Source organism: Allobosea sp. UC22_33 (genome assembly GCF_042700715.1).
Lineage (GTDB): Bacteria > Pseudomonadota > Alphaproteobacteria > Rhizobiales > Beijerinckiaceae > Allobosea.
In genome coordinates, this window is sequence record NZ_CP170556.1 from 4,696,973 (window position 1) to 4,723,946 (window position 26,974).

The window sequence follows — 26,974 nt, forward strand, 5'->3', positions numbered from 1 at the left end:
AAAAAGGCCGGAGGAAACCCGGCGAAACGGCGTAGCTTCACCAGATGGGAAGGCTGGGCGCTCCGGTCCAGAGGGCGACGCGATTGGTCATGGCGCGCCTGCGCTGGCGTTCTGACGGAACGGCCGCGGCCCTGCTGCGTTTCTCCGGCAAGCTATCACGCCGAAGGGAGCGACCATGACCGCCACAGCCAACCCCGCCAAGGAAAGCCTGCGCCAGGAGCAGAAGGAGCAGCGCGAAGCCGAGCGCAAGCACGGCAAAGACGCCGAGCTCCATCGCGCCCTGAAGGACACCTTCCCCGCCAGCGACCCCGTCGCGACGCAGACGCCGATCAAGCCCGGCGCCAAGACGAAGAAGGCCTGAAACTCAGTCGCGCTGATAGAGCAGGCGAGCGCGGATCGTGCCGTCGAGCCCGCGGATATCCTTGAGGATATCGCGCGCCTCGGCGCTTGAGACGCCGTCCGCCTCCATCACGACATAGCCGACCTCGCCGTCGGTCTGGTAGTTCTGCGCGGCGATATTGACCTGCCGGCTGGCGAAGACGTCGTTCAGCCGCCGCAGCATGCCCGGCACGTTGCGCTGGACATGGATGAAGCGCGTGCCGATGGCCCGCGCCGGCAACTGGACCTGCGGGAAGTTCACCGCGCCCACCGTCGAGCCGACATCGGAATAATCGACCAGCTTGCGCGCGACCTCCGCACCGATGCGCTCCTGCGCCTCCTCGGTCGAGCCGCCGATATGCGGCGTCAGGATCACGTTCGAGAGACCCTGCAGCGGCGTGACGAAGCGCTCTGCATTGGAGGCCGGCTCGACCGGGAAGACGTCGACCGCCGCGCCCGCCAGATGCCCGCTCTTCAGCGCCGCCGCCAGCGCATCGAGATCGACGACGGTGCCGCGCGAATTGTTGATGAGATAGGCGCCCTTCTTCATCGCCGCGATCTGCGCCGCGCCGATCAGGCCTGCCGTCTGCGGCGTCTCCGGCACATGCAGCGAGATGATGTCGGCCGCGCCGAGCAGCGCATGGAGGCTCGCCGTGGGCTCGGTATTGCCGTGGCGCAGCCGGTCGGTGTGATCATGATAGATCACGCGCATGCCCATCGCCTCGGCCAAGGTCGAGAGCTGGCTGCCGATATTGCCGTAGCCGACGATGCCGAGCGTCTTGCCGCGCACCTCGAAGGAGCCGTTGGCCGACTTGTCCCAGCCGCCCTGATGGGCATCGCGCGAACGGTCCGGGATACGCCGGAGCAGCATGACGATCTCGCCGATCGTGAGCTCGGCGACGCTGCGCGTGTTCGAGAACGGCGCGTTGAACACCGGCACGCCACGCAGCCGCGCCGCTTCGAGATCGACCTGGTTGGTGCCGACCGAGAAGCAGCCGACGGCGAAGAGCCGGTCGGCCTCCGCAAAAATCTCCGGCGTGAGCTGGGTGCGCGAGCGGATGCCGAGCACATGCACGCCCTGGATCGCCTTGAGCAGCGCCTCGCGGTCGAGCGCCTTGGGCAGCCGCTGCATGTTGCTGTAGCCGGCCTGCTCCAGGAGCTCGACGGCGGAATCGTTGATGCCTTCCAGCAGCAGGACCTTGATGCGGTCCTTCGGAAGGGAAAGGCGTTCGCTGGGGCTGGTCATGATGGCCGCGCTCATGGAGGAGCGGCTGCTATAATCCTCGCCGCGGCGGAGGCCAACGCCCTAGACGCAACGCCAACGCGAAAAACGTCGCGATGGATGCAAAAACCTCATGCCAGGTGTCAGGCCTTCTCGACGACCAGCGTCGAGCCCTCGACCCTGACCACCTTGACCTCCGCGCCGGCCAGCAGCTCCGGGCCGACGATGCGCCAGGACGAATCGCCGACGCGCACGCGCCCCTCGCCGCCCGCCATCGTCGTCTCCAGCCGGAAGACCTTGCCGATGAGCTGGCGGCCGCGATCGTTGAGGCCGGTCGCGGCATCCGGCTCCTCGCTCTTGCGGCGCGTCAGCAGGCGCCCGACGGCGACGCAGGCGATGGCGAAGACCGCGAAGACGATGCAGGCCGCCTGCCAGCCGAGGCCGAAGATGCCGACAACCGCGCCGGTGATGAGTGCCGCCAGCCCCAGCCAGATCAGGAAGACGCCGGGCGCCAGCATCTCGCCGCCGATGAGCAGCAGGCCAAGGATCGCCCAGAGCCAGCCATTATGTGTCGCAAGCCAGTCGGGCATCGTCGCCTGCCTTAGCTGCTCGTGCGCCCGGAGACCGGCACCGAGCCGGTTCCGCCGCGGCGTTGCACGGCCGCATCCTCGCCGAAGACGGCCTTGGTGAGCTGCGCGATGCCGCCGACCGTGCCCGCCAGCGAAGCGGCTTCGATCGGCACGATCACGACCTTGCTGTTAGGGCTCGAGGGCGATCGACTTCAGCGCATCGGTATAGCGCTCGGCGATCAGGAAGTTGGCGGCCTGGATGTCGCCCTTGCCGATCGCCTCAGACACCATCGCCGTGGCGTTCGCCTCGGCCTGCGCCAGCCGCTCGCGCGCCTCGGCATCGCGCAAGGCCGCTTCCTTGCGGCCCTCGGCGGCAAGGATCTGCGACTGCTTCTGGCCCTCGGCCTTCAGGATCTCCGCCTGCCGCAGGCCTTCGGCTTCGAGAACGGCGGCGCGCTTCTCGCGCTCGGCCTTCATCTGCCGGTTCATCGCGCCGGCGATATCGGCCGGCGGCAGGATGTCGCGGATCTCGATGCGGGTGACCTTGACGCCCCAGGGCGAGGCTGCCGCATCCATGACCCGCAGCAGCCGCTCGTTGATCTCGTCGCGATGCGACAGGAGCTGATCGAGGTCCATCGAGCCGACGACGGTGCGGATATTGGTCATGGTCAGGACCATCAGAGCGTCGTTGAGCGAGGACACCTCGTAGCAGGCCTTGGCCGCGTCGAGCACCTGGTAGAAGGCGGCGGCATCGATGCGCACGCCGGCATTGTCCTTGGTGATCGCTTCCTGCGAGGGAATGTCGAGCACCTGCTCCATGACATTCACCTTGTGGCCGATGCGGTCGATCCAGGGCCAGATCAGCCCGAGACCGGCACCCAGCGTGCGCGAATAGCGGCCGAAGCGCTCGACTGTGAAATTGTAACCCTGGGGAACGGTGCGGACACCGAGCCCGATCGCCATGACGATCACCACCACAATGATGATCACGGCGATGTTGAAGCCCGACAGATCCATCTCATCCCCCACGGCGCCGATGCGCCATCCAGCCCATACGATCCTCAAACTGGCGTTTGCGCGGGCAGGATGCAAGCGGAGGCGTCAAAGGGCGAGCCATCCGCAGCGGCGGCTCGCCCCAAAAACCTGCGTCAGCTCTGCGTCGCGTTCGTATCGCAGCGCGCCAACATGCGCGACGCCGCGGTCACGCCCGCGAGTGAGAACTGATAGGTGGTGACGTTGCCGCGCAGCGAGCGCGCTTCGAGCGTCATGGTGCTGCCTGCCCGCATCGCCGCGAGCAGCGCCGGCTCACGCTCCAGCCGTTCGAGCCAGGCATTGCTGCCCTCGGTCAGCATGCGGAAGCTGTCATCGCCGATCGTGACGGTGACGACTGAGTCCCGGGCGAAGTCATAGCCCGCCTGGAAGCTCGATTCCGTATTCGAGGCCTTGTCACCGGTCTGAACGAAGAAGAACACTTCGCCATGACGCAAATTCGAGGGCTCTTCGGACGAGGGCTTGCTCATGATGAAGCAACGCGCCAGATCGCCCTTTGCGTAAGTGGCCGCATTCCAATCCCCGAACTGACCCAGGGATGTAGGGCCCGCCGCCTGTACAACAGTACTCGTCAGAGCGACGAGGCAGGCGGTCGAAAGCGCTGTCTTGAACATGGTCTCATCTCCTTTCATCGCGGCCAACTTGGAAAGGAGAGTGTTACCGAGGCGTAAATGGGGCTGGGATAATTGATGCGTCGATCCGGCGCAGGGCGGTTGTCATTCCGGGGCTTCGCACAGCGAAGAACCCGGAACCCACGGCTGGGTGAGCCGCCTGCAACGACGTTTTGAAGGCCCGATCAAGTCGTGGATTCCGGGTTCGTGCCCGCGGCACGCTCCGGAATGACAAGGTGTTGAAACCCCAAAACGACGATGCCCGGCACGAGGGCCGGGCATCGGAAGCGATCACGAAGGCAATGCCTCAGGCGAACTGGCCGTGGCAGTGCTTGAACTTCTTGCCGGAGCCGCAGGGGCAGGGCTCGTTGCGGCCGACCTTGCCCCAGCTCTCCGGATCGTCCGGATTGCGGTCGAGCACCGCCGTGTCGGCATCGGTGGCGGCGAACTGCACGCCGGTCGCGCCATAATCGCCGAAGCCCGATCCAGCCCCGTCCTGCGCAGGCGCCTGATCCTCGGGCTGGTCGAAGCGCACTTCGATGCGCGAGAGATGCCCGGTGACCTGCTGGCGCAGATGGCCGATCAGGCCGTCGAACAGCTCGAAGGCCTCCTGCTTGTATTCCTGCAGCGGATCGCGCTGGGCAAGCCCGCGCCAGCCGATCACCTGGCGGAGATGGTCGAGCGTGACCAGATGCTCGCGCCAGAGATGGTCGAGCGACTGCAGCAGCACCTGCTTCTCGACATAGGTCATGACCTCGTCGCTGTTGCGCGCGATGCGCTCGGCATAATCCTCGTCGGCGAGCTTGCGGATGCGCTCGCGGATCTCGCTGTCGGCGATGCCCTCTTCCTTGGCCCAGTCCTCGATCGGCAGATCGAGGTTGAGATGCTGGATCACCTCCTGCTTGAGGCCGGCGCTGTCCCACTGCTCGGGATAGGCCTCCTCGGGGATGTGGCGGGCGACGACATCCTCGACCACGCCATGGCGCATGTCGTCGATGGTCTCGCGCACGCTCGCCTGGCGCATGAAGTCGCGGCGCTGCTCGAACACGACCTTGCGCTGGTCGTTCATGACGTCGTCGTATTTCAGGATGTTCTTGCGGATGTCGAAATTGCGCGCCTCGACCTTGCCCTGCGCCTTCTCGACCGCCTTGTTGATCCAGGGATGGACGATCGCCTCGTCTTCCTTGAGGCCGAGCTTGGTCAGCATGCCGTCCATCCGGTCGGAACCGAAGATGCGCATCAGGTCGTCCTGCAAAGACAGGAAGAACTTGGAGCGGCCGGGATCGCCCTGGCGGCCGGCGCGGCCGCGGAGCTGGTTGTCGATGCGCCGGCTTTCGTGGCGCTCGGTGCCGACGATGTAGAGACCGCCGGACTTGAGCACGCGCTGCTTGAAATCGGCGACCTCGGTGCGGATGGCGGCGGCCTTGGCGTCGCGCTCCGGGCCTTCCTCCATGCCGGCAAGATCGTGCGAGATCCGCATGTCGGCATTGCCGCCGAGCTGGATGTCGGTGCCGCGGCCGGCCATGTTGGTGGCGATGGTGATGGCGCCGGGCACGCCGGCCTGCGCGACGATATACGCTTCCTGCTCGTGGAAGCGGGCGTTCAGCACGGCGAAGGCCTTGGTCGTCTTGCCCTCGCGGGCAGCAGCATAGACCGGCTCCAGCGCGGTCGGGTCGGTGAAGTCGATGAGCTTGTAGCCCGCCTTCTCCAGCATCTCGGCGATCAGCTCCGAGCGCTCGATCGAAGTCGTGCCGACCAGCACCGGCTGGCCGTTCTCCTGCGCGGCCTGGATTTCGCGGATGACGCCGCGGACCTTCTCCTCGAAGGTGCGATAGACCTCGTCATCCTCGTCCTTGCGGGCGACGGGAACGTTGGTCGGGATCTCGACGACCTCGAGCTTGTAGATCTGGAAGAACTCGTCGGCCTCGGTCGCCGCCGTGCCGGTCATGCCGGCGAGCTTCTGGTACAGGCGGAAATAGTTCTGGAAGGTGATCGAGGCCAGCGTCGCGTTCTCGGGCTGGACGGTGACGTGCTCCTTGGCTTCCAGCGCCTGGTGCAGGCCCTCCGAATAGCGCCGGCCCGGCATCATGCGGCCGGTGAACTCGTCGATGATCACCACCTCGTCGTTGCGGACGATGTAATCCTTGTCGCGGGTGAACAGTGAATGCGCGCGCAGCGCCTGATTGACGTGGTGGACCAGCGTGACGTTGTGGGCGTCGTAAAGATCGCCCTCCTTCAAGAGCCCGGCCTCGCGCAGCAATTCCTCGATATGGTCGTTGCCGGCCTCGGTCAGCGCCACCGTGCGCTGCTTCTCGTCGACCTCGTAATCGGCGGGAACGAGACCCGGCAGCACCTTGTCGATCGAAACATACAGGTCCGACTTGTCGTCGAGCGGGCCGGAGATGATCAGCGGCGTGCGGGCTTCGTCGACCAGGATCGAGTCGACCTCGTCGACGATCGCGAAATGATGGCCGCGCTGGCTCATCTGCGCGACGTCGTATTTCATGTTGTCGCGGAGGTAGTCGAAGCCGAACTCGTTGTTCGTGCCGTAGGTGATGTCGCAGGCATAGGCGCGCTGGCGCTCCTCGTCGTCGAGGCCATGCACGATGATGCCGACGGTCAGGCCGAGGAAGTTGTAGAGCTTCGCCATCCACTCGGCGTCGCGCCGGGCGAGATAGTCGTTGACCGTGACGACATGGACGCCCTTGCCTTCGAGCGCATTGAGATAGGTCGGCAGGGTCGCGACCAGCGTCTTGCCTTCGCCGGTCTTCATCTCGGCGATGGCGCCCTCGTGCAGCACCATGCCGCCGACGAGCTGGACGTCGTAGGGCCGCTGGCCGAGCACGCGCTTGGCCGCCTCGCGCACCGTGGCGAAGGCCGGGACCAGGAGGTCGTCGAGCTTCTTGCCCTCGGCGATCTGCTTCTTGAACTCCTCGGTGCGCGCCTTCAGAGCCTCGTCGCTCAGCGCGGCGATCTCTGTCTCCAGGGCGTTGATCGCCGCGACGCGGGGCTGATAGCCCTTGACGCGGCGGTCATTCGACGAGCCGAAGAGTTTCTTTGCGAGCGCGCCAAGCATGTTGGGCCTTTCAGGTGATGCGTGAGCCCCCAGTCGGCGCGTATCGCTTGTCGCGCGCGAACCGGAGGTTCGGTATTCTCGAAATGCGACCGCGTGTTTAGACGCGAGCGCGGGCAGGGTCCAGCGTGCGTTTCGACCAATCGGCACCGAAACGGCAAGTGAATTCGGCTCCGGATGTGGGGTTTTTCCGCTCCCCTTCCAAGAGCCTGCGCTCAAGATCATCGGACGCTGCGGCATCCGGGGCGGTGCAAAGCTGCGTGATCGGCCGCCGTGACCTCCTGAACCGCCTTGCCTTTGCCGCGTTGATCGGGCAGTGCAGCCGCCAAACCGCCTCGGTTCCGACGAAAGGCCGTCATTCATGAGCTCAGCCCGTTTCATCGCCGTCCTCGGCTTCGCGCTGCTGGCGGGCCCGGCCTTCGCCCAGGCCGACAAGGTCGTCGCCAAGGTCGACGGCATCGCGATCACCGAGAAGGACGTCCAGCTCGCGACCGAGGATCTCGGCGAGCGCCTCGCCCAGCTTCCGGAAGAGCGCAAGCGCGACGAAGTCATCAACTATCTCGTCGACCTCAAGCTCGGCGCCAAGGCCGCGGCCGAGGCCAAGATTGGCGATACCCCCGATTTCGCCGCCCGCCTCGCCTATTACCGCGAGAAGGTGCTGCTCGACGAATACCTGACCCGCGAGGGCAAGAAGGCCGTGACGCCTGAGGCCGCCAAGAAGCTCTTCGACGACACCACCAAGGCGATGACGCCCGAGGAAGAGGCCCATGCCCGCCACATCCTCGTCGAGGACGAGGCGCAGGCCAAGGCTGCGGTCGAGCGCCTGAAGAAGGGCGAGGATTTCGCCAAGGTCGCCGCCGAGCTCTCCAAGGACCCGGGCTCCGGCAAGGAGGGCGGCGACCTCGGCTGGTTCACCAAGGACCGCATGGTGCCGGAATTCGCCGAAGCCGCCTTCAAGCTGAAGAAGGGCGAGGTTTCCGAGCCGGTGAAGAGCCAGTTCGGCTGGCACGTCATCAAGCTCGAGGACAAGCGTTCCAAGCCGCTGCCGGATTTCGCGGCGGTGAAGCCGCAGATCGACCAGTATCTCGAGCGCAAGGCCCAGCAGGACCTCGTGATTGCCATGCGCGAGAAGGCCAAGGTCGAGCGCCTCGACAAGCCGGCTGCCCCGGCTCCCGACGCCGCGAAGCCGGCTGAGCCGGCTGAGCCGAAGAAGAACTGAGCGTTTCGCTCCGTCTCACGCGATTTTGGAGGGCGGCCCTTGCGGCCGCCCTTCTTGTTTTCGTCACCGGCCTGCGGCAGAGGGGCTCTCGAACGAGACGCGCTGCCCGGCGATAAGAACGATTCGCCGGTCACCCAGCAGCGCTCCGCAGGAGGAAGTCGCGATGGCCGGCAAGGATGTCCCCGTTTCCCCGCTCGCGCCGAAGCGCCAGCCCAAGGTTCCAGCCGTGCCGGGTGTGCGCTTCGCCACCGCCGAAGCCGGCATCCGCTACAAGGGCCGGCAGGACGTCTGGTTCGCGCTGCTCGACGAAGGCACGCAGGTCGCCGGCGTCTTCACCCGCTCGAAATGCCCCTCCGCCCCGGTCGACTGGTGCCGCGAGAACCTGAAGCAGGGTTCAGCCCGCGCCGTCGTCGTCAATTCCGGCAACGCCAACGCCTTCACCGGCCTGAAAGGCCGTGACGCGGTCAAGCTCACCGCCGAGATCGCCGCCAAGGCAGCCGGTTGCAAGCCGGAGGAGGTGTTCATCGCCTCGACCGGAGTGATCGGCGAGCCGCTCGACGCGACCAAGTTCAAGGGCGTGCTCGACGAATGCGCCAAGCGCGCTGCCGATGGCCCCTGGATCGACGCCGCCCGCGCGATCATGACCACCGACACCTTCCCGAAGGCGCTGACCCGCAAGGCCAGGATCGACGGCCAGGAGGTCGTGATCGCCGGCATCGCCAAGGGCGCCGGCATGATCGCGCCGGACATGGCGACGATGCTCTCCTTCGTCTTCACCGATGCGCCGATCGCCGCTCCCGTGCTGCAGGCCCTGCTCTCCAAGGGCGTGAAGGGCTCGTTCAACGCTGTCACCGTCGACAGCGACACCTCGACCTCGGACACGCTGATGCTCTTCGCCACCGCTAAGGCCGCGGCGCGCGGAGTCCCCGCGATTACCGAGATCAACGACAACCGGCTTTCAGGCTTCAAGCGCGCGCTGAACTCGATCCTGCTCGAGCTCGCCCATCTCGTCTGCAAGGACGGCGAAGGCGCCCGCAAATTCGTCGAGATCCGCGTCACTGGCGCGACGTCCGCCCGTTCGGCCAAGCGCGTCGCGCTCTCGATCGCCAATTCGCCGCTGGTCAAGACCGCCATCGCCGGCGAGGACGCCAATTGGGGCCGCGTCGTCATGGCGGTCGGAAAGGCGGGCGAGCCGGCCGATCGCGACAAGCTCGATATCGGCTTCGGCGACATCGTCGTCGCGAAGCAAGGTGCGCGCGCGCCTTCCTATGACGAGGTCGCGGTCTCCGACTACATGAAGGGCGACAATATCGTCATCACCGCCGATCTCGGCATCGGGCGCGGCAAGGCCACGGTCTGGACCTGCGACCTGACCAAGGCCTATGTCGAAATCAATGGCGACTACCGCTCCTGACGGGGCGGTTCCGGCCGAGCCCAGCCGCAGCTTCATCACCGTCCACCTGCTCGTCACCTCCATCTTCTGGGGGTCGAGCTTCCTGTTCATCAAGCTGATGAGCGGACAGGTCTCGCCCTTCGCCATCGCGGCGGGGCGCGGCCTGCTCGGCGCGGTCTCGCTCGCGCTCTGGCTGCGCTGGCTCGGCCAGAGCCCGCTGCCGCGGCGCCACGAAATCCGCCACTGGCTTGTCCTCGGCGCGACCAATGGCTGGATTCCGAACATCCTGACCGCCTACGCCCTGATCCAGCTCACCAGCGGCCCGGCGGCGATGATCCAGGCGGCCGGCCCGCTGGTCACGGCCGTCGTCGCGCATCTGATCTTTGCCGAGGAGCGCTTGAGCGGGCGGCGCCTCGGCGGCATCCTGATCGGGCTTGCCGGCGTTGCCCTGCTGATCGGCCCCCGGCTGTTCGAAGGCGGCGCCACGAGCCTCAGCGTCATCGCGATGGTCGCCAGCATGCTGAGCTACGCGACGGGCAATATCTATGTCCGGGCCGTGCCGGCTCCGGCCGGCGACCCGATGCGCCTGGCGCTCGGCCAGCAGGTCGTCTCCGGGCTCAGTGCCTCGCTCCTGGCGCTGCTCTTCGCCGGGCCGGCGGCCTTTCTGCCCCTGCGCGACCATTGGCCCGCCATGCTCGCCCTCGGAATCGTCTGCACGGCGATCCCGATGACGGTGTTCATGCGCCTGATCCGTGCCGCAGGTCCGACACGCGCGGCGATGACCGGCTATCTCGTGCCCACCGTCGCCGCGGTCATGGGCATGCTGGTTCTCGGCGAAACGCTGGAGTTGCGGCAGATCGCTGCCGGCTGCATCATCCTGATCGGCGTCTTCCTGGTGACGATGGCGCCGCGCAGGGTGGGGGCAGCATGAGGATCGGAATCGTCGCGGCGGCCGTGCTGGCCGGCGCCATCATGACGGGTTGCGTCGAGCGGAAGCCGGCGACCGTCGCCTTCTCCGCCGAGGAGGCAGCCTTCATCAAGAAGACCGGCACGGGCGTCATCACCGGCCATGCGTTCCGAACCAAGCCGAGTGGCGTTGTCGTCAACGCCGCCGGGCAGGTCGTGCGCCTCATTCCCGACACGGCGTTCGCGCGCGAGCGCTTCGCCAATTTCTACGGCAAGGCCAAATATGTGCCCCACAGCGCCTATCCGCGCGACGACAGCGTCGACCCCGCCTATTCCGAATACACCCGCACGACCAAGGCCGAGGCCAACGGCCGCTTCGCCTTCGACAAGGTCGCGCCCGGCAGCTATTTCCTGACCACACAGGTGATCTGGGGCGAGGAAACCGCCTTCACCCGCGAGGGCGGCTCGGTCTATGACAGCGTCACGCTGACGGGCAAGGAAACCGAGCCCATCCAGGTTATCCTCTCCGGCAACTGAGTTCCCCGTGAAGCTGCTCCTCGTCGTCGCCTGCGCCCTGATCGATGCCGACAACCGCGTCCTCGTCACGCAGCGCCCGGAAGGCAAGGCGCTGGCGGGCCTGTGGGAGTTCCCCGGCGGCAAGCTCGAACCCGGCGAACGGCCGGAGCCGGCGCTGATCCGCGAGCTTTCCGAAGAGCTCGGCATCACCGTGAAGGAGGACTGCTTGGCGCCGCTGACCTTCGCGAGCTACGCCTATCCCGAGTTCCACCTGCTGATGCCGCTCTATATCTGCCGGCGCTGGCAGGGCACGGCGATGTCCCGCGAGGGCCAGGCGCTGAAATGGGTCCGCCCCGGCAAACTGCGCGATCTCGCCATGCCACCGGCCGACGAGCCGCTGATCCCGCCGCTGATCGACCTGCTCGGCGCCTGAACTCAGTGCACGGCCGGCAGGCCGAGCGCTTCCCAGCGTTCCCGCGGGATCGGCTCGCCGACCTGGAAGGCGAAGGCCGTCACACGCTTCAGGTCGGGCGAGACGGTGCAGGCGAAGCGCAGCCCATACCAGCGCCGCCGGCTGCGGAAGGCGCCGCCCTCCGCCGTCAGGACCCGGCCTGAGAATTTCGTGCCGGCCAGCGCATAGGCCGTGACGCGATCCGGCTCGAAATCGCGCTGCCAGTCATGGATCTGGCCCATCGCCTCCAGCCCGCAGAGCTGTTCGACGCGCTCGTCCGGCGCGAGCTTCGGCAGCAGCGCGACGGTCTCGCGGCTGCGCGGATCGGCCAGCACGCGTTGCGACAGCATCCGCGGCGGATGGATCATGCCGTCGGCTTCAACAGGGGCCGGTTGAGGACGCGGCACGGGCGGCTGCGGCGAGGGTGCCGGCTCATCCGGCTTTGCAGAAGCCTCGGGCAGGATCGGCGCCGCAGGTGCGGGGGCGATAACCGGCGGCGGCTTCGGCCGGGTCAACGCCTCGAATTCCTCGGGCGTCTGCAATTCAACCTCGACGCTCTGCTCGGTGATAGGAGCCGTCTCGAAAGTCTGGATCGCGACCGAGGCCAGCCAGGCGAGCAGCGCGGCATGCAGGATAGCGGCGACCGGCAGGCCCGGAGCGGGCATCGAGAACCGTGCCGAGACCGCCATTGCCATGGCTCAGGCTGCAATCCTGCCGCGGGCACAGGGCGCCGGTCGCGCTATCCTCGTCATCCGCTTGCCCGCCCCTGCTCCCTTGTGCGGCAACAGCGACGATCAAGCCGGCATTTTTGTGATCTCGGGCAATGGCTCCACCACCGCTTCGTCAAGCGCGAGCTGGAAACGCTCGAAGCGCTGCAGCTCCTCCTCGATCGCCGCCTTCAGCTCGGGTGTCTCGCAGCCTTCGAGCCAGGTCCATTGCTGCATCAAGAGCTTGCCGGCCGCCCGGTCGGTCTTGAGGTCGAGCACCGCGACGACGCGCTCTCCGGCCAGCACCGGCAGGCCGAAATAGCCGTAGACCCGCTTCTCCTTCGGCAGATAGGCCTCGAAGACATGGGCATAGTCGAGGAGGAGTTTTGCCCGCTTGCGCTGGATCATCAGCGGATCGAAGGGCGAGAGGATATGGATCAGCGCCTCGTCCGGCGCCGCGAGCGGCTCCAGCGCAGCCGGGCGGGCCCAGTGCTGTGTCTTGCCGGCACCCTCCACCGCGACGGGCACCAGCTCCTTGCGCTTGACGCGTCCGGCGATCAGCTCCGCCACCGCCTTCTTCGAGGGTGCGTCGAGATGGCAGATCGAATCCAGGCTGACCAGCCCCTGTGAGTTCAGCGCCCGGTCGAGCAGATAGGCCGTGATCTGCCGCTCGCTCGCCGGTGTCGGCTTCTTCTCCCACTGGAAATGCCGGTCGAACAGTTCATAGGTCTTGACCATGCCAGCCCGCGCCGAAATGGCGAGCTCGCCATCGTAGAAAGCGCGTTCCAGGAGGCCTTTGGAAGGCTTCTTGCTGGCCCAGAGATGCGCCTTCTCGATCAGCTCCTCCTCGATATCGCGGATCGACAGGGCGCCGTCCTTGCGGATGCGGCGGAGCAGCTTGCGCGTCTCCTCGCGGGCCCCGACCGCCGACCAGCGCTTCGGCTCCTCGCGATGGGCCTTCATCGCCGGCAGGAAATAGCGGATGTCGCGGGTCGGCACATAGGCGAGCGCATGCGTCCAGTACTCGAAGACGCTCTTCCCGACGGATTGCAGATGCGCCAGATCGGCCCGGCGATAGGCGGGGATCCGGGCATAGAGGATATGGTGGTGGCAGCGCTCGATCACGTTGATCGTGTCGATCTGGACATAGCCGAGATGCTCGATCGCGGCGCGTGCGGCTTCCGGCCCTGCCCCGAAGGGATCGCGCCGGTCGAGCCGCTGGGCATGGAGCCAGAGGCGGCGGGCCTGTTCAACGGAGAGGGCGATCGGCTTGCGAGGGCGCGGAGGCATGACGCTCAAGCTAGCGGCGCCAGTGGCATCCGGTAAGAGGCCGAGACCACCGCCGCTGACAGGATCTGGCGGGAGCCTTGCGCCTTCGCGGTCGCCCAATCGCTCAGAACTCGCCGCTGAGGCCCATGCGGGCGCCGCCGAAACTGTTGCCGGTCAGGCTGATGCCGGCATTGATCGCGACGGGGATGGCCATATCGAGCCGATGCGCCATGGCGAAGCCCGCCGCCCATTCGCCCTTGTAGGTCGCGGTGTTGCCGCTCCAGCTCGTCTTGCCGGGGCGGGACGGCATCGCCGCCGCGGTCATCGCCATCGCTGCGGCGATGCCCTGCCGGGCTTCGCGCCGCCCCTCGCGGGCATAGGCGGCGACGCCGTCGATGCGCTGATCGAGGCCGGCGAGATCGATCGGGAGCGCGGCGAGATTGCCGGCCGCATCGGTGGTCACGACCTGCGTCGGCCCGGATTGCGCTGCACGGCTCGCCCCCGAGGTCAGGCCCGGCAGCGAATAGGTGCTGGCCGCCGTGCCGATCGCGACCTGCCGCGGACGAGCCGCGACCGCACCGGCGCCGATCGCGACACTCTCCTCGCCGCTGGCCTGCGCCTGGGTGCCAATCGCCGTTGCGCGGGCACCATCGGCCCGCGCGCCGTAGCCGGCTGCCATCGCATCACGGCCTGCGGCGGATGCGAGTGCGAAACCGCTGGAATTGTTACCGGCGATCACCCCGCTCTGCTGATCGAGCGCAGTCAGCGCCGCGCCGACGGTCGTATAGATTCCGCCGCGCAGGGCATAGCTCGGTCCAGTGAAGCTGCCGCCCGCATCGAAGCCCGCACCGCCTCCGAGCGCCGAGGCCGCGCTATTGGCGACGGAGCGAAGCTGACGCAGGTTGACCGCGTCGGTATCCTGGGTGCCACCGGCGACATGCGTGATCTGGCGCTCGTTACCGGCGGAGCCGATCGACAGCGCCCCTTGCGTCGAAGCGATCGCAACACCGCTGAATGCTTCTGCCCCACCCGCAAGTCCGGCACGCAGAGCAACCGACCCCGCTCCCCGCGCGATGCCGCCCGCGGCCGAGACCGCGCTGTCGCGCCCGATAGCGACGCCGTCGGCCACTGTCACCGCCCCGCGCAGGCCGATCGCAACCGCGCCTGTGGCCGCGCCGGAGGTCGCGGCACCGTTGCCGAAGGCGATGGCGTTCGGGTCCGCCGCACTCGCCTTGGGGTTGGCCGTGCTGCCAAGCCCACTGACCTCGCCCCCACCGATCGCGATCCCGCCCGGCCCCTCCACCGTGACGCTGTCGGCCTTGAGCTTGCAGTTGCCGGGCAGCGTGACGAGATTGCCGTTCTGGTCGCGGATATTCAGTCCGATATTTCGGCCGCTCAGCGCATCGCGCAGGTTGAGGTTCACATCCCCGACGATGCCGTTGAGCACGGGATCGAGCAGGCCGCCGAGCAGTCCCGAGGCCGCTCCGGTCAGGGGCTGGAGCACCGGAAGCGAAACGCCAAGCCCCGTGCAGACGTCGATCAGACCGCCCGACTGGGCGCTGGCGGCTCCCGGCAGGGCAAAGGTGGCGAACAGGACAAGCGCAAGCGGACGGCGTGACATCGGCACCCCTCCAGAATGATCCCGGAACGGGAGCCATCGGATAGGATGCAAGAATAAGTTGCATATGGTTGCATAAGCGTAAATTACACAACCATAAGTTGCAAACCCAGTTGCTTTAGCCCTCGGCCATCTCAGCAGCTTGCGGCGCTGGCCGGATGTCGCCGGCTACGGCGCGACGATCAGCGCCCAGTAGACCTGATATTTCGAGCCGGGCGCATACGCCGTGGCGATGCCCATGCGCCTGGCCTTCGCATCCTTCATGACGCGATCGTGCTGGGGCGAATCCCGCCAGCCCGAGAACGCCTCGGCCAGGCGACGGTAGCCCGCCGAAAGATTGGCCTCGCCCCCCGGCTGGCCCTCGCGGGCAAGACGCGCCTTGACCGCATCCGCCTGGGCGGGCTTGTCCGAGCTGGCCATGGCGGTCGCTTCACGCTGCGCCGCCGCGACCAGCGCGGGGTCCAGCACGAGAGGACCGAGCCCGGCATTGAGGCGATAGGCCGAGATCATCGCCCGCGCCTGTTCCGTATCGACCTGCGCCGAAGCGGAACCCAGGTCGCGATAGAAGGCCGGCTGGCTCTGCCGTTGCGGCTCGGCACATCCGGCGACGCCGAGCACGGCAAGCGCCCCGGCCAGTGCGGCCGGGCAGGTCATCGTGCGCGAAGCCGCGCTGCGGCGGAAAAGGCTGGGCATCCGATCATTCCTTGCTGTCATCCTTGGCCGGCTCGGGCGCCGGGGCGGCAGGCTTGCTCGCCTCGGCCTCCTCCTCCGGCTCCTCCACCGCGACCGGCTTGCGCGCACGGCGAGCCGCAGCGGCCGAAATCGGCTTCGGCGCGTCCCGCTTCGCGCGGCTGACCACGCTTTCGCGGCGTCCGACGGCGTCCGCGATGCTGCCGAGCGAGTGCTCGACGCCCTCCAGCCCGCGCACCATCAATTCGGGCACGGCCGCGGCCGGCTCCATCTCGGCGAGGCGCTTGTGGATCGCGAAATTCAGGTCGCTGTTGACCCGGCCCGTGATCTCGACATCGCCGACCACGCAGACGAGTTCGAAATCCATCGTCGTGGTGCCGAGTTTCTTGAACATCACCGCCGGCGGCGGCTTCTGCATCACGTCGCCATGATTCGAGGCGACTTCGGCCAGCATCGCGCGTACCTGGCCGGCATCCAGCGACCGCGGCACCGTAAGCGCGATCAGCACCCTGCCCGTGCGGTCGTTGCGAACGCGGTTGCGGACAATGCCGGAGATCAGGTTCGAGTTCGGGACGATCACGGTCGCCCGGTCGAAGGTCGCGATCTCCGTGGACCTGACATTGATGCGCTTGACGATGCCCTCGACATCGCCGACCAGCACCTGGTCGCCGACCCGGATCGGCCGCTCCCAAAGCAGGATCAGGCCCGATACGAAGTTCGACACCACCGACTGCAGACCGAAACCGATACCGACCGACAGGGCCGACGCCACCAGCGTCAGGCGCTCCAGGCTCAGGCCCACCGCGGTGACGGTGATCGCCGCCGCCGCGATATAGCCGACATAGCCGGCGGCCGTGGTGATCGAGTTGCGCAGGCCGGGATCCATCGCGGTCGTCGGCAGGAACTGGTTCTCGAGCCAGCGCTGCATCGCCCGCGTCGCGCCGATGCCGATTGCGAAGACGATGGCGCCGACGACGATCGTCGAGAGCGAGACCGTGACGCCGCCGACCTGGAAGCCGAAGAAGGCCGCCCGCAGCGAGACCAGGAAATCGCTCGATTCCAGCCCCCACGGCGCAAGGACCAGCAGCAGCGTCACTGCGATGAGCAGGAGCTTCAGCACGCCGACGCCGATGACCGAGATCTTGTCGAGCGTGGCGGCGCGCAGGCCCATGCCGGCCTTGAGCGTGAGCGCGAAGCGGCCCTTGCCGCCGAACAGCCGGGGAATGCCGAGATCGATGAACTGGAAGGCCAGCAGGAACAGGCAGGCGACGATGCCGACCCAGAGCGCCTGCTCGGCCAGGAAGGCCGCGAAGATGACATAGCCGCTCAGCGCCGCCGCGATGATGGCGAAGCCGATGATCCAGCCGAGGATGCGCACCGGTCCGAGGCTCGCGCCGTCCACCGGTACATAAGGGCCGAGGCAGGCTTCCTGCTCGACCTCGTCGTCGTCGCGGATCTGGTAGAGCCCGGCGATCAGCGCGAGCGCGAACAGGATGGCGAAGAAGGCCTTGACGATGATCGAGATGGCGAGGCCGGCGGCGATCGCCTGGAGCCAGGCCTCGAAGACCTTGCCGACCGACATGACCGCCGCAAGCGAACCCGCGATCCAAACGACGCTGCGCGCCGTCGTGTCCATCACCTTGACGAGGCGCCGCTGCGGGCTCGACGGCGCGAACAGCGCATCGGCGAGCGCCTGCACGAAGGCGAAGAAGGCGAGGCCGACGACCACGGCCCAGATCACCGGCTGGATGCGCGGCGGCAGCAGCCCTGCCGTGTTCAGGGCCTTGTACATGAGCCAGCTCGCCAGAAGCGGCGGCGCGGCGCCCGCGACGATATGGGCGAGCGCGATATAGAGGCAGTGCAGGTTGCCGGTGTCCTGCGTGTTGCTGAAGCGAGCCTTGAAGCGCGGCAGATAGCGCGCCCGCGCCAGATAGAGCAGGAGCGCGCCGATCAAGGCGAAGGCGACGACGGCCCCGCGCGTGCCGGAAAGAGCGTCGCTGACCCCCTCCAGCCAGCCCCCGAAGATGTAGCCGGAGGCGCGCAGGTCTTCCGGCGCGGTGGCGATCGCGTTGCCCCAGACCTCCGGATTGGCCACGGACGGGCCGGCGGCGAACAATTCCTTGGCGAAGATCTCGCGGCGCTTGTCGCCGATGCTGCTCTGGAGCTGCTCGGCCTGGAGCAGCGAGGCCTTGGCGAGCTTGAGCGTTTCGTCGGCGTCGGAGAAGGCCTTGGCCCGCGCCTCGCGGTCGCGGACGATCTCGGCGCTCTCGGCTGGCGCGCTGGCCTCCGGCTTGGGGCCTAGCTGGTCGAGCCGGAGCTTGGCCTGGTCGACCCGTGGCGCCTGCTCGTCGATGATCAGGCGCAATTGGTCCAGCGAGGGCTGCAGGCGCAACCGCTGCCGCTGCAACTCGGCATCGGTCGGGCTGGGCGAGGCCAGCGTCGTCTCGATCTGGGCGAGATCGGCGCGGACGCTGTCCAGCCGGGCGCGAAGGCTGCCCGGCTCGGGTGCCGTCTGGGCAAAGGCCGAGCCGGTAACCGCAAAGGCCACGGCCATGAGCACCAGGCAAGCCGCCAGGAAGCCTCTCAGGCTCGGGAACGACGCTTGCGTCCTGCGCGCTGCCATGGGGGTGCGGCCCTGTCCTTGCAGATGATTCGGCTCCGGCTCGACCCTCGGCACAGCCATGCCCGCAAGGCAAGATGAAGAGCGGAATTGGGCCGGCACGGAGGGCTCCCGGGCTTGCGGAGGACATGGGGCGGGGAGACAGGCCCCGCCGCCTCATCCCTGCAAAACACGACCTGAAGATGGCAGAGGTACCGCTTTCGGCGGGACGCGGATCAATCGCGTCCCTTGCCCTTCGCCTTGGCACGGTTGTGGTAGCTCGCATTGCCGAGCCCCGTGCCGATCGTCAGAACCGCCCAGTTATCGACATCCTGCATGGCCGGCATTTCGCTCAGGCCCTGGATCACCGCATCGTTGTGCATCACCACCTCGGTCTCGTGCTCGCCGATCTCCGGCACGAGCGCACGGATGCTGTCGACGAGGTTGAAGCGGCTGCTTTCCCAGTTGCCGGGCAGGTTCTGCGCGCCGCGATCGATCGCGCCGTCTGGCTGGATCAGCCCGGGACAGCCGACGCCGATGAAGGGCGCGACCCGCAAGCCCTCCTTCTCGGCATTGGCGATCTGCTCGCGCAGCATCTTGCCCAGCCGCTTGATCGCCTCGTCGCGGCTCGGCTCCTCGTCGGCATGGCGCCAGAGCTCCGATTTCCAGACGCGCGCCTTGCTCAAATCCGGCGCCTTCTTCTGCCTGAGCTCGACGATGCCGGCGCGGATGTTGGAGCCGCCGATATCGACGGCGACGAGGCTGTCATAGGCCTCGAAGATCCATTTCGGCGCGAGATGGGCGTTGCCGACCAAACCCGCCTCGTCGGGATGATGGCTGATCGGCACGAGATCGAGATCGCGCCCCTCCGTCCGCAGGATGATGGCGGCACGCGCGATGGCGAGTTCCCCGACCCGGCTCTCGCGAAAACCGCCGCCGACCACGATGCGCTCGATCTCGGCCCAGCTCTTCAGTCGCGCGAAGCGGCGGATGACGAAAGCCAGCGACTGGGCGAAGCCCTCGACGGCACTGAGCACCAGCGCAGCCTCCTTCGCATCGCCGTCCTTGATCAGCGCGTCGAGCTCTTTCTTGCTGATCTCGGCGGTCTTGCCTTTCAGCGGGTCGGCGCCGTTGCGCTTGAGATGGCTGCGCAGCGTGTCGAGATGCTCGATGAAGGCCCCTCGGCTCGCCTTGTCCCCGACGAAGCCGTCATCGTCGCGGACTTCCAGATTGTAGCTGGTGACCACCACGGAGGGCAGTTCGGCGGCGCCATGAGGCCCGGTCGCGGCCTTGGCCGTGCTGCGTGACGTCTCGGCAGTCGCCGTTGCCATGATCTTCCCCCTCGCTCGCATGCGGATCAGCGGAGGCAACCCGCCGGCCGGTGCTGCGGTTCCGCCTCCAGGGCGATGCGCCGCATGCAGCCCGCCTGCGCTTCATCGGCTCGGAGTGGCGGTTGACCGCCGTCGCGAACGCCGCTCCAACAGAGGGAGGCCGCATCGATGCGGCCGGGGGGATGGAACGTGTCGGATCTGATCTTGCGGATGGTCGTCATCGGTATCGGCGCGACCGCGCTCACCGATATCTGGGCTCAGTTCCTGCGTTTGTTCGGCTTCCCCAAGCCGAACTGGGCGATGCCCGGACGCTGGTTCGCCCATCTGCCGCGCGGTCGCGTCTGGCACGAGGACATCGTCAGATCCGAGCCCGTCGCCGGTGAGCTCGCGATCGGCTGGATCTGTCATTACCTCGTCGGCATCGCCTTCGCCGGGATCGTGCTGGCCATCGCCGGAGCCGGCTGGGCCCGCAATCCGACCTTCCTGCCGGCGCTCATCGTCGGCTGGGCGACGATCGGCTGCGGCTGGTTCATCCTGCAACCCGGCATGGGCATGGGCATCGCGGCTTCGAAGAAGCCGAACGCCAACCAGATCCGGCTGCTGAACGTCGTCAGCCACACCCTCTTCGCCATCGGCCTCTACGGCACGGCGCTGCTGACGCGTTGAAACGCCTCAATCGAGAATGCGCGTCTCGTAGGCGTAGAGCTGGCGGAAGCCGAGGCTGCCATAGAGGTTGATCGCGACGGCGTTGCTCTGTTCGACCTGCAGATAGGCATTGCCGCAGCCCATCGCGGCGGCCCAGCCCATCAGCCCCCGCACGATCTTGCGGCCATAGCCGTGGCCGCGATGATCGGGGTGGACGCAGATCAGACCGATCTCCGCCATGCCGCGCTCGGCCACGCTCATGCCGAACGCGACCGCCTCGCCCTCGACCAGCCAGGTCGCGAAGGCCGCCGGCAGCCGGACCTTCTCGATGATGGCAGCGAGATTGGCGACATGGGTCTTGTTGCCGCTCTGGAGCGCGGCGACTCCGGCCGTCCATTCCTGGCTCGGCCGCGCCTCGATCTGCAGCTCCGCCTCTTCGGACGCTATAAAACCGGCAAGCGGCGCGATCTGCCCGAACGACTTGTCCTTGACGCGATAACCGCGCTCCAGCACCGCCGCGCACGTCGCATCCGCCACCAGCGGCGTCAGGCGGATGGCGGGGATCAGTCCATCGGCGCGGTAGAGCTCCTCGATCAGGTCGAGCATCGTGCCGTCGAGTTCGGCGCCATAACTCAACGGCGTCGCCGAATTGGCCCGGCCCGAATAGCCGTTGGCGAAGCGCAGCACCCAGTCGCCGACGATCAGCGTCGACAGCGCCGGCCAGGCATTGATGATGCGCCGCTCGCAGCCGAGCACCAATTCGCTGTTATCCGTCTTCGCCAGCATCCTATCCCCCGGACGGCTTGCGCGGTGTCGGCCGCCAGCCCGGCGGCGCCATCTCGAAGCCCTTGAATTCGAAACCCGGCGCGACCGTGCAACCGACCAAGGTCCAGGCGCCGAGCGAGGTCGCACTCTGCCACCAGCCGGCCGGCACCACGAATTGCGGGCGCTGGCCTGCGGCAAGCTCGGTGCCGAGATGATGCGCCGAGGCGTCATGCCCGTTCGGCGAGACCGTGATCACAAGCGGAGCGCCGGCATAATGATGCCAGATTTCGGCGGCATCGACGCGGTGCCATTCCGAGGTTTCCCCGGTATCGAGCAGGTAATAGATCGCGGTCGAGAAGCCCCGGCCCTCCGGCCCGGCTGCATCGCGAAAGGTCTCGCGATAATGGCCGCCCTCGGGATGGGGCTTGAGATCGAGCAGGCGGATGACCTCCGCCGCCGTCAGCCCGTCCAGCCGCATCGTCATGGTCAGAACCGGTTTTTGGCTTCGCGCAGGGCCGCGAAGACCGCGCCCGGCGCCGCACCGGGCAGGCCCACCGCCTTCGCCAGAGCGGGCTCGGCCGCCCGGAAGAACGGGTTGGTCGCCTTTTCCTCGGCGACCGTGGTCAACGCCCAGAAACGGCTCTCGGCCTTGGCCTTCTCGGCCTCAGTGAAGCGCGCCTTGAGCACTTCGTTCGCGGGATCGACCGAGCGGGCGAAGCGGGCATTGGCGAGGGTATAGTCATGGCCGCCGAGCAGGCGGGTGTCGCCCGGCAGCGCCATCAGCCGCGAGAGCGAGGTCCACATCCGGTCTATCTGGCCGGGCTGGACCCGCCCGCAGCCCATCACGAAGACGACGTCGCCAACCAGTGCGAGCTTGGCGCTGCGCCCAACGAAGCTGAGATGTCCGTCTGAATGGCCCGGCGTATGCCAGATCTCGAAGCTTTCGCCGCCGAAGGTTACGGCATCGCCCTCGCCGATGACCCGGTCGAGCGGCGCGCTCGTCCGCGCATCGGCCGGGCCGACGACAGTGGCGCCGGTCGCCTGCTTCACCTCGGCGACGCCCTGCGTGTGGTCGTGATGGGCATGGGTGATGAAGATGTCGCTGATCGTCCAGCCCTTCGCCTTGGCGGCGGCGAGCGTCTCGCCGGCATCAGGCACGTCGACGGCCGCGCAGGCGCCGCTCGCGGGATCGTGGAGCAAGGCGCCCGCATTGTCGTTGAGCGTGCGGAAGACGTGAAGGTCGAGCGGCATGGCTTCCTCCGGCAGGGGTTGCCCACCGGAACGGCGAGCGGTCATGCCTCTGCATGGGCCATGCCCGGCTGCCGATCAACCCGGCATCGTCTCGGGACACCCTTGCGCTTATGCCGCGCGCGTTCCATGTCAGGCGCCATGCCTCTCGACGTCGTCGACCTGCGCGCCTTCTATGCGAGCCCGCTCGGCCATGTGGCCCGGCGCTTCATCGGCCGGGCGATGCTGCGTTTCTGGCCGGATTGCGCGCGCCAGCGCCTGCTGGGCCTAGGCTATGCGACGCCCTATCTCTCCGTGCTCGGCATGCAGGCAGAGCGGACCATCGCCTTCATGCCGGCAGCGCAGGGCGTGGTGAACTGGCCCTCGTCCGGCCTCTCCGCCTCCGCGCTGGTCGAGCCGACGCTTCTGCCCTTGCCGACCGCCTCGGTCGACCGGGTCGTGCTCGTCCATGCGCTGGAGGAGACAGAAAGCCCCGACGATCTGCTGGAAGAGGTCTCGCGCGTCCTCAGCCCCGGCGGGCGGATGATCCTCGTCGTGCCCAACCGACGCGGGCTCTGGGCCCGGATGGACGGCACGCCTTTCGGCCAGGGCCGCCCCTTCAGCCGCCGGCAGCTCTCCGCCCTGATGCGCGGCGCCGAATTCTCCCCCGAGCACTGGGCCGAGGCGCTCTATGTCCCGCCCCTGCAGAGGCAGTTGCTGATGCGCTCGGCGCTGGCCTGGGAGCGGATCGGTTCCGGCCTTTCGCTGCCCTTCGCCGGCGTCCATATCATCGACGCCACCAAGCAGTTCTACCGGCGCGCACCGCTGCGCGCGACGCGGCGCAGCTTTGCCCTGAGACCGGTTCTCCTGCCGCAGGCATCGCCGACGCCGCGTGCGGCAAACCCGCCGGAGAGGCCACGAACGGGTTGACAATTTCGCCGGGGCGCGGCCAAGGTCCGCCGCTTTTCAAGCCCGGTTTCGCTGTAAACCGCCGCTCCGCCCGCTTCTGGCGCGGAATCTGAACTGGATCACGATGCGTAGCTATCTGGATTTCGAGAAACCGGTCGCCGAGCTGGAGGCGAAGGCGGACGAGCTGCGGGCCTTGGAGGCACGCGGCGACGGCATCTCCCTGTCCGAGGAGATCGGCAAGCTCGACGCCCGCGCCAGCCAGGCGCTGAAGGAGCTCTATGCGGCACTGACGCCCTGGCAGAAGACGCTGGTGGCGCGCCATCCGCAGCGCCCGCATTTCAAGGATTACTGCGCCGGGCTGATCACCGAGTTCACGCCGCTCGCCGGCGACCGCGCCTTCGGCGAGGACGAGGCCATCGTCGGCGGCTTCGGCCGTTTCCGGGGCGAGCCCGTCTGCGTCATCGGCCAGGAGAAGGGCGACTCGACCGAGACCCGCATCCGGCACAATTTCGGCATGCCGAAGCCTGAGGGCTATCGCAAGGCCGTGCGTCTGGCCGAGCTCGCCGACCGCTTCGGCCTGCCGGTCCTGAGCTTCGTCGACACCGCCGGCGCCTATCCCGGCATCGAGGCCGAGGAGCGCGGCCAGGCCGAGGCCATCGCCCGCTCGACCGAGGCCTGGCTCGGGCTGCGCAGCCCCAGCGTCGCGCTCGTCATCGGCGAGGGCGGCTCGGGCGGAGCGATCGCGATCGCCGCCGCCAGCCGCGTCATGATGATGGAGCACGCGATCTACTCGGTGATCTCGCCGGAAGGCGCGGCCTCGATCCTGTGGCGCGACACGGCGCGCGCGCAGGATGCCGCGACCGGCATGAAGATCACCGCGCAGGACCTGCTGAAATTCGGCATCATCGACAAGATCGTGCAGGAGCCGACGGGCGGCGCCCATCGCGACGGTCAGGCCGCGATCAACCGTGCGGGCGATGCCATTTCCGCTGCGCTCGGTGATCTCGCCGGCCTGAGCGGCGAGGATATCGTCGCCAAGCGCGCGGACAAGTTCCTCGCGATTGGCCGCAATCTCTGAGCAATCGAGGGAAGCGATAATCCCGCACCTGCGAAGGCAGCGGTTCTTTACCCCGCGTTGACCATGTGGCCAGACTCGGGAAGCCTATGGTAAGGAACCCTCAAGGCTAACGCATCTAAAACGAGTCGACGGGCACAATTTGGCCGTCTTGCGAAGTCACAGGTCGCGCCTCGGCCTGCCGTTCGATGGGATTGACGACGTGGCATTCAAGCAACTCGCGCTCGTGGCTTTTGTTGCATTGACGCTGGCTGCCTGCGAGGAGGACCGTTATCGCGGCTCCGCCCGCCATAACATCCCGATTCCGAACGCGACCTATGCGCTGATGTCCGAGAAGGGCATGAGCAAGGACCAGCCGATCATCATCCGCTCCTTCAAGAAGGAGTCGGAACTGGAGGTCTGGAAGCGCAAGGCCGACGGTCAGTATGCCCTGCTGAAGACCTATCCGATGTGCCGCTGGTCCGGCCAGCTCGGCCCGAAGGTCCGCGAGGGCGATCGCATGGCGCCGGAAGGCTTCTATGCCATCGCGCCGCAGCAGATGAACCCGAACTCGTCCTATTACGTCTCGTTCAACATGGGCTATCCCAACGCCTATGACCGCTCCTATGGCCGCACCGGCGCGCATCTGATGGTGCATGGCGCCTGCTCCTCGGCCGGCTGCTATTCGATGACGGACGACCAGATCGGCGAGATCTACGCCCTGGTGCGGGAGGCCCAGAACGCCGGCCAGCGCGCCGTGCAGATGCAGGCCTATCCCTTCCGGATGACCGCGCAGAACCTCGCCAAGCACCGGCTCGACCCCAACATCGCCTTCTGGAAGAATTTGAAGGAAGGCTCCGACTATTTCGAGGTCACCAAGGACGAGCCGGCCGTGTCCGTCGCCGGTGGCCGCTATGTCTTCAATGGCGGCCAGGCCCCGGCCGCCGTCGCCGAGAAGCGCCGCGAGGACGAGGTCCAGGTCGCCGCGCTCGTCGCCAAGGGCACGCCCGCGATCAAGCTGATCTATGACGATGGCGACCAGCACGCCTCGTTCAAGCGGGCGCTGGCGTCGAACGGCGCCGATGCGCTGAACCGCTCGGCCTCCTGGGCTTCGCGCGATGTCGGCATCAGCCGCGAGGATGCGCTCGCCATCGGCCCGCGCGTCGTCGTGCTCGACAATACCGGCAAGGCCAAGGCGACCGTGCGCGCCGCCTCCGCCGACAACGATGCGGTTCTCGCCGCGGTCGCTGCCGCGCCGGTCGAAGAGCCCGTCAAGCCGGTTGAAGCCAAGCCCGCCGTGGCGCCGCGCCCGGCTGCGGTCCCCGCCGCCACGCAGCTCGCCAAGGTCTCTCCGGGCAATGCCCAGCAGGCGCCGGTTCTGGCCAGCGCCTCCTCGACCCCGGTCGCCCCTGCCGCTCCGGCCGAGGACAAGCCGTTCCTGCAGCGCGCCCTCAGCTTCATGCCGACCTTCGGCGGCACGGCCGACCAGGGCATGACCACCGCTTCGGCTCCGGTCGTCTCGGTCGTTCCGGCCTCGCCGACCAGCACCAGCGCCCCGCTGCCGCCGCGTCGGGCCACCGGCCTTAGGACCTCCAGCCTCGACCAGTCGACGGCGGCCTATGCGAGCCAGCCGGTCCAGCGCTGAAGCATCCGGATGACGCCTGCTTGGCCGTGACAAAATTGTCGCAGGCGGCCAGATAATCCCGACTGCCTTTTTTGCAGGCGCGAAGGCCCTCGTTTCGGGGGCCTTTGCTTTTTGCGTGGGCGATCAGCCCAAAAGCTCGCCTTGCCGGAAATCCGGCCTCACCCGCTTGATGGCGTGACAGCGCTATCACTGCGCGGCGAGGGGTTTTTGCAGATGCCTGATCTCTTCCGTTCCTCGATTTTGGGCCTGACCCTGGCGGCTGGTATCAGCGGCGCCCAGGCCTCCGACCTGCCGAGCAAGAAGGGCGCGCCGCCGGTCCCGGTCGTCCCGGCGATCACCTGGTTCGACATTGCCGTCAACCTGAAGGCCCAGACCGACTACAATTTCCGCGGCATCTCCCAGACCGACCGCAAGCCCGGCATCGGCGGCGGCGCCGAGCTGCAGATCTACAACAACCTGTTCTATGTCGGCGTCTACGGCGCCAGCGTCGATCTCGCCACGCGCCCTGATGCCGAGATCGATTTCTACGGCGGCATCCGCCCGAAATTCGGCGACCTCGCCTTCGACCTCGGCGTGATGCAGTACTATTACCCGAGCGAGAAGCAGCTGATCGACGCCACCGGCGTGTTCTGGACGCCGAAGAACACCGATTTCACCGAGGTCTACGGCAAGGTCTCCTATACCTTCAAGGACAGCCTGACGCTCGGCGCCAACGTCTATTACGCCTGGGACTGGCTCGGCACCGGCGCCAGCGGTACCTATGCCTCGGTGACCGCCAAATATGCCCTACCCTTCCTGGAAGGACTCTCGGTTTCCGGCGAGTTCGGCCATTACTGGCTCGGCACCACCAATCTGGCGATCTGGTCGACGGTGCCGGCGACCAACCTGCCGGACTATAATTACTGGAACGCCGGCGTTTCCTACACTTGGAAGAACGTCACGGCGGATGTCCGCTATCACGACACCGATCTCTCGAAGAACGAGTGCTTCGCACTGACGGCCGATCCACGCGGCATCACCACCGGCAGCGGCCGCTCCAAGTGGTGCGGCGCGGCCGTGGTCGCGACGCTCTCCTTCGACATCACCGCGAGCAGCGTCGGCATCTTCGCGCCGAAGTGAGTTGATCG

The 26,974-nt window shown here is 67.3% G+C and carries 24 protein-coding genes and 1 pseudogene; 11 read left to right on the plus strand and 14 right to left on the minus strand.

Annotated elements, in window-relative coordinates; genetic code table 11:
• The first annotated feature begins 175 nt into the window (after positions 1-175).
• Positions 176-361, plus strand: coding sequence for a hypothetical protein (locus ACFJGT_RS22725; protein WP_377842806.1), 186 nt, complete (start codon positions 176-178; stop codon positions 359-361).
• Positions 362-364: 3 nt separating this feature from the next.
• On the opposite strand, the gene serA is transcribed toward ACFJGT_RS22725, so the two are convergent.
• The 5 genes and pseudogenes from serA to secA form a co-directional block, all read right to left on the minus strand.
• Positions 365-1,624 (minus strand): phosphoglycerate dehydrogenase, encoded by a 1,260-nt coding sequence (serA, locus tag ACFJGT_RS22730; RefSeq protein ID WP_377842808.1) that lies wholly within the window; start codon positions 1,622-1,624, stop codon positions 365-367.
• 119 nt (positions 1,625-1,743) lie between these two features.
• Positions 1,744-2,190: an NfeD family protein gene (locus ACFJGT_RS22735; RefSeq protein ID WP_377842810.1), complete on the minus strand. Its 447-nt coding sequence runs from the start codon at positions 2,188-2,190 to the stop codon at positions 1,744-1,746.
• An 11-nt stretch (positions 2,191-2,201) separates the two neighbouring features.
• Positions 2,202-3,186, minus strand: a pseudogene (locus ACFJGT_RS22740) (SPFH domain-containing protein).
• Between the two features lie 131 nt (positions 3,187-3,317).
• Positions 3,318-3,833: an invasion associated locus B family protein gene (locus tag ACFJGT_RS22745; protein WP_199086143.1), complete on the minus strand. Its 516-nt coding sequence runs from the start codon at positions 3,831-3,833 to the stop codon at positions 3,318-3,320.
• Positions 3,834-4,137: 304 nt separating this feature from the next.
• On the minus strand, positions 4,138-6,906 hold the full coding sequence (gene secA / locus ACFJGT_RS22750) for a preprotein translocase subunit SecA (RefSeq protein ID WP_377842814.1): 2,769 nt from the start codon (positions 6,904-6,906) through the stop codon (positions 4,138-4,140).
• Between the two features lie 358 nt (positions 6,907-7,264).
• On the opposite strand from secA, the gene ACFJGT_RS22755 reads away from it, so the two are divergent.
• From ACFJGT_RS22755 to mutT, 5 genes are all read left to right on the plus strand, one after another.
• A complete protein-coding gene (locus ACFJGT_RS22755; RefSeq protein ID WP_377842816.1) occupies positions 7,265-8,122 on the plus strand; it encodes a peptidylprolyl isomerase in 858 nt (285 codons plus the stop codon).
• Positions 8,123-8,285: 163 nt separating this feature from the next.
• Entirely contained in the window at positions 8,286-9,536 is a 1,251-nt protein-coding gene (argJ, locus tag ACFJGT_RS22760) for a bifunctional glutamate N-acetyltransferase/amino-acid acetyltransferase ArgJ (protein WP_377842818.1), read from the plus strand.
• On the plus strand, positions 9,517-10,446 hold the full coding sequence (locus ACFJGT_RS22765) for a DMT family transporter (RefSeq protein ID WP_377842820.1): 930 nt from the start codon (positions 9,517-9,519) through the stop codon (positions 10,444-10,446). The genes argJ and ACFJGT_RS22765 overlap by 20 nt, the downstream gene beginning before the upstream one ends.
• Positions 10,443-10,958 carry a carboxypeptidase regulatory-like domain-containing protein gene (locus ACFJGT_RS22770; RefSeq protein WP_377842822.1) on the plus strand — a complete coding sequence of 172 codons (516 nt, stop codon included), beginning with the start codon at positions 10,443-10,445 and terminating at the stop codon, positions 10,956-10,958. Before ACFJGT_RS22765 ends, ACFJGT_RS22770 begins: the two co-directional genes overlap by 4 nt.
• Before the next feature lie 7 nt (positions 10,959-10,965).
• Positions 10,966-11,370, plus strand: a complete 405-nt coding sequence (gene mutT / locus ACFJGT_RS22775; protein WP_377842824.1) for an 8-oxo-dGTP diphosphatase MutT — start codon at positions 10,966-10,968, stop codon at positions 11,368-11,370.
• Between the two features lie 2 nt (positions 11,371-11,372).
• Here the strand turns inward: mutT and ACFJGT_RS22780 are convergent, their stop codons facing one another.
• The 6 genes from ACFJGT_RS22780 to ACFJGT_RS22805 all read right to left on the minus strand — a co-directional run bounded on the left by ACFJGT_RS22780 (position 11,373) and on the right by ACFJGT_RS22805 (position 19,602).
• The gene (locus ACFJGT_RS22780; protein WP_377842826.1) at positions 11,373-12,083 is read right to left on the minus strand and encodes a DUF930 domain-containing protein; all 711 of its coding nucleotides are present in this window, start codon (positions 12,081-12,083) and stop codon (positions 11,373-11,375) included.
• Between the two features lie 99 nt (positions 12,084-12,182).
• Complete coding sequence (locus tag ACFJGT_RS22785; protein WP_377842829.1) at positions 12,183-13,385, minus strand: winged helix-turn-helix domain-containing protein; 1,203 nt, start codon at positions 13,383-13,385, stop codon at positions 12,183-12,185.
• A gap of 103 nt (positions 13,386-13,488) precedes the next feature.
• Entirely contained in the window at positions 13,489-14,985 is a 1,497-nt protein-coding gene (locus ACFJGT_RS22790; protein WP_377842831.1) for a hypothetical protein, read from the minus strand.
• Positions 14,986-15,150: 165 nt separating this feature from the next.
• Positions 15,151-15,675, minus strand: coding sequence for a CAP domain-containing protein (locus ACFJGT_RS22795; RefSeq protein ID WP_377842833.1), 525 nt, complete (start codon positions 15,673-15,675; stop codon positions 15,151-15,153).
• Between the two features lie 4 nt (positions 15,676-15,679).
• The gene (locus ACFJGT_RS22800; protein ID WP_377849049.1) at positions 15,680-18,226 is read right to left on the minus strand and encodes a DUF3772 domain-containing protein; all 2,547 of its coding nucleotides are present in this window, start codon (positions 18,224-18,226) and stop codon (positions 15,680-15,682) included.
• A gap of 281 nt (positions 18,227-18,507) precedes the next feature.
• Complete coding sequence (locus ACFJGT_RS22805) at positions 18,508-19,602, minus strand: ROK family protein (RefSeq protein WP_377842836.1); 1,095 nt, start codon at positions 19,600-19,602, stop codon at positions 18,508-18,510.
• 168 nt (positions 19,603-19,770) lie between these two features.
• On the opposite strand from ACFJGT_RS22805, the gene ACFJGT_RS22810 reads away from it, so the two are divergent.
• Positions 19,771-20,268 (plus strand): DUF2938 domain-containing protein, encoded by a 498-nt coding sequence (locus tag ACFJGT_RS22810; RefSeq protein WP_377842838.1) that lies wholly within the window; start codon positions 19,771-19,773, stop codon positions 20,266-20,268.
• Positions 20,269-20,274: 6 nt separating this feature from the next.
• Here ACFJGT_RS22810 and ACFJGT_RS22815 read toward each other — a convergent pair whose 3' ends face one another.
• The 3 genes from ACFJGT_RS22815 to gloB are packed head-to-tail and all read right to left on the minus strand — an operon-like array spanning position 20,275 to position 22,263.
• Complete coding sequence (locus ACFJGT_RS22815) at positions 20,275-21,033, minus strand: GNAT family N-acetyltransferase (RefSeq protein WP_377842841.1); 759 nt, start codon at positions 21,031-21,033, stop codon at positions 20,275-20,277.
• A gap of 1 nt (position 21,034) precedes the next feature.
• On the minus strand, positions 21,035-21,490 hold the full coding sequence (locus ACFJGT_RS22820; RefSeq protein WP_377849050.1) for a cupin domain-containing protein: 456 nt from the start codon (positions 21,488-21,490) through the stop codon (positions 21,035-21,037).
• An 8-nt stretch (positions 21,491-21,498) separates the two neighbouring features.
• Positions 21,499-22,263 (minus strand): hydroxyacylglutathione hydrolase, encoded by a 765-nt coding sequence (gene gloB / locus ACFJGT_RS22825; RefSeq protein ID WP_377842845.1) that lies wholly within the window; start codon positions 22,261-22,263, stop codon positions 21,499-21,501.
• A 138-nt stretch (positions 22,264-22,401) separates the two neighbouring features.
• Here gloB and ACFJGT_RS22830 point away from each other — a divergent pair, with 138 nt between their 5' ends.
• The 4 genes from ACFJGT_RS22830 to ACFJGT_RS22845 all read left to right on the plus strand — a co-directional run bounded on the left by ACFJGT_RS22830 (position 22,402) and on the right by ACFJGT_RS22845 (position 26,966).
• The gene (locus tag ACFJGT_RS22830) at positions 22,402-23,169 is read left to right on the plus strand and encodes a class I SAM-dependent methyltransferase (protein ID WP_377842848.1); all 768 of its coding nucleotides are present in this window, start codon (positions 22,402-22,404) and stop codon (positions 23,167-23,169) included.
• 103 nt (positions 23,170-23,272) lie between these two features.
• Entirely contained in the window at positions 23,273-24,226 is a 954-nt protein-coding gene (locus ACFJGT_RS22835) for an acetyl-CoA carboxylase carboxyltransferase subunit alpha (protein WP_377842851.1), read from the plus strand.
• A gap of 199 nt (positions 24,227-24,425) precedes the next feature.
• Complete coding sequence (locus tag ACFJGT_RS22840; RefSeq protein WP_377842853.1) at positions 24,426-25,847, plus strand: hypothetical protein; 1,422 nt, start codon at positions 24,426-24,428, stop codon at positions 25,845-25,847.
• Positions 25,848-26,060: 213 nt separating this feature from the next.
• Complete coding sequence (locus ACFJGT_RS22845; protein WP_377842856.1) at positions 26,061-26,966, plus strand: TorF family putative porin; 906 nt, start codon at positions 26,061-26,063, stop codon at positions 26,964-26,966.
• Positions 26,967-26,974: the final 8 nt, after the last annotated feature.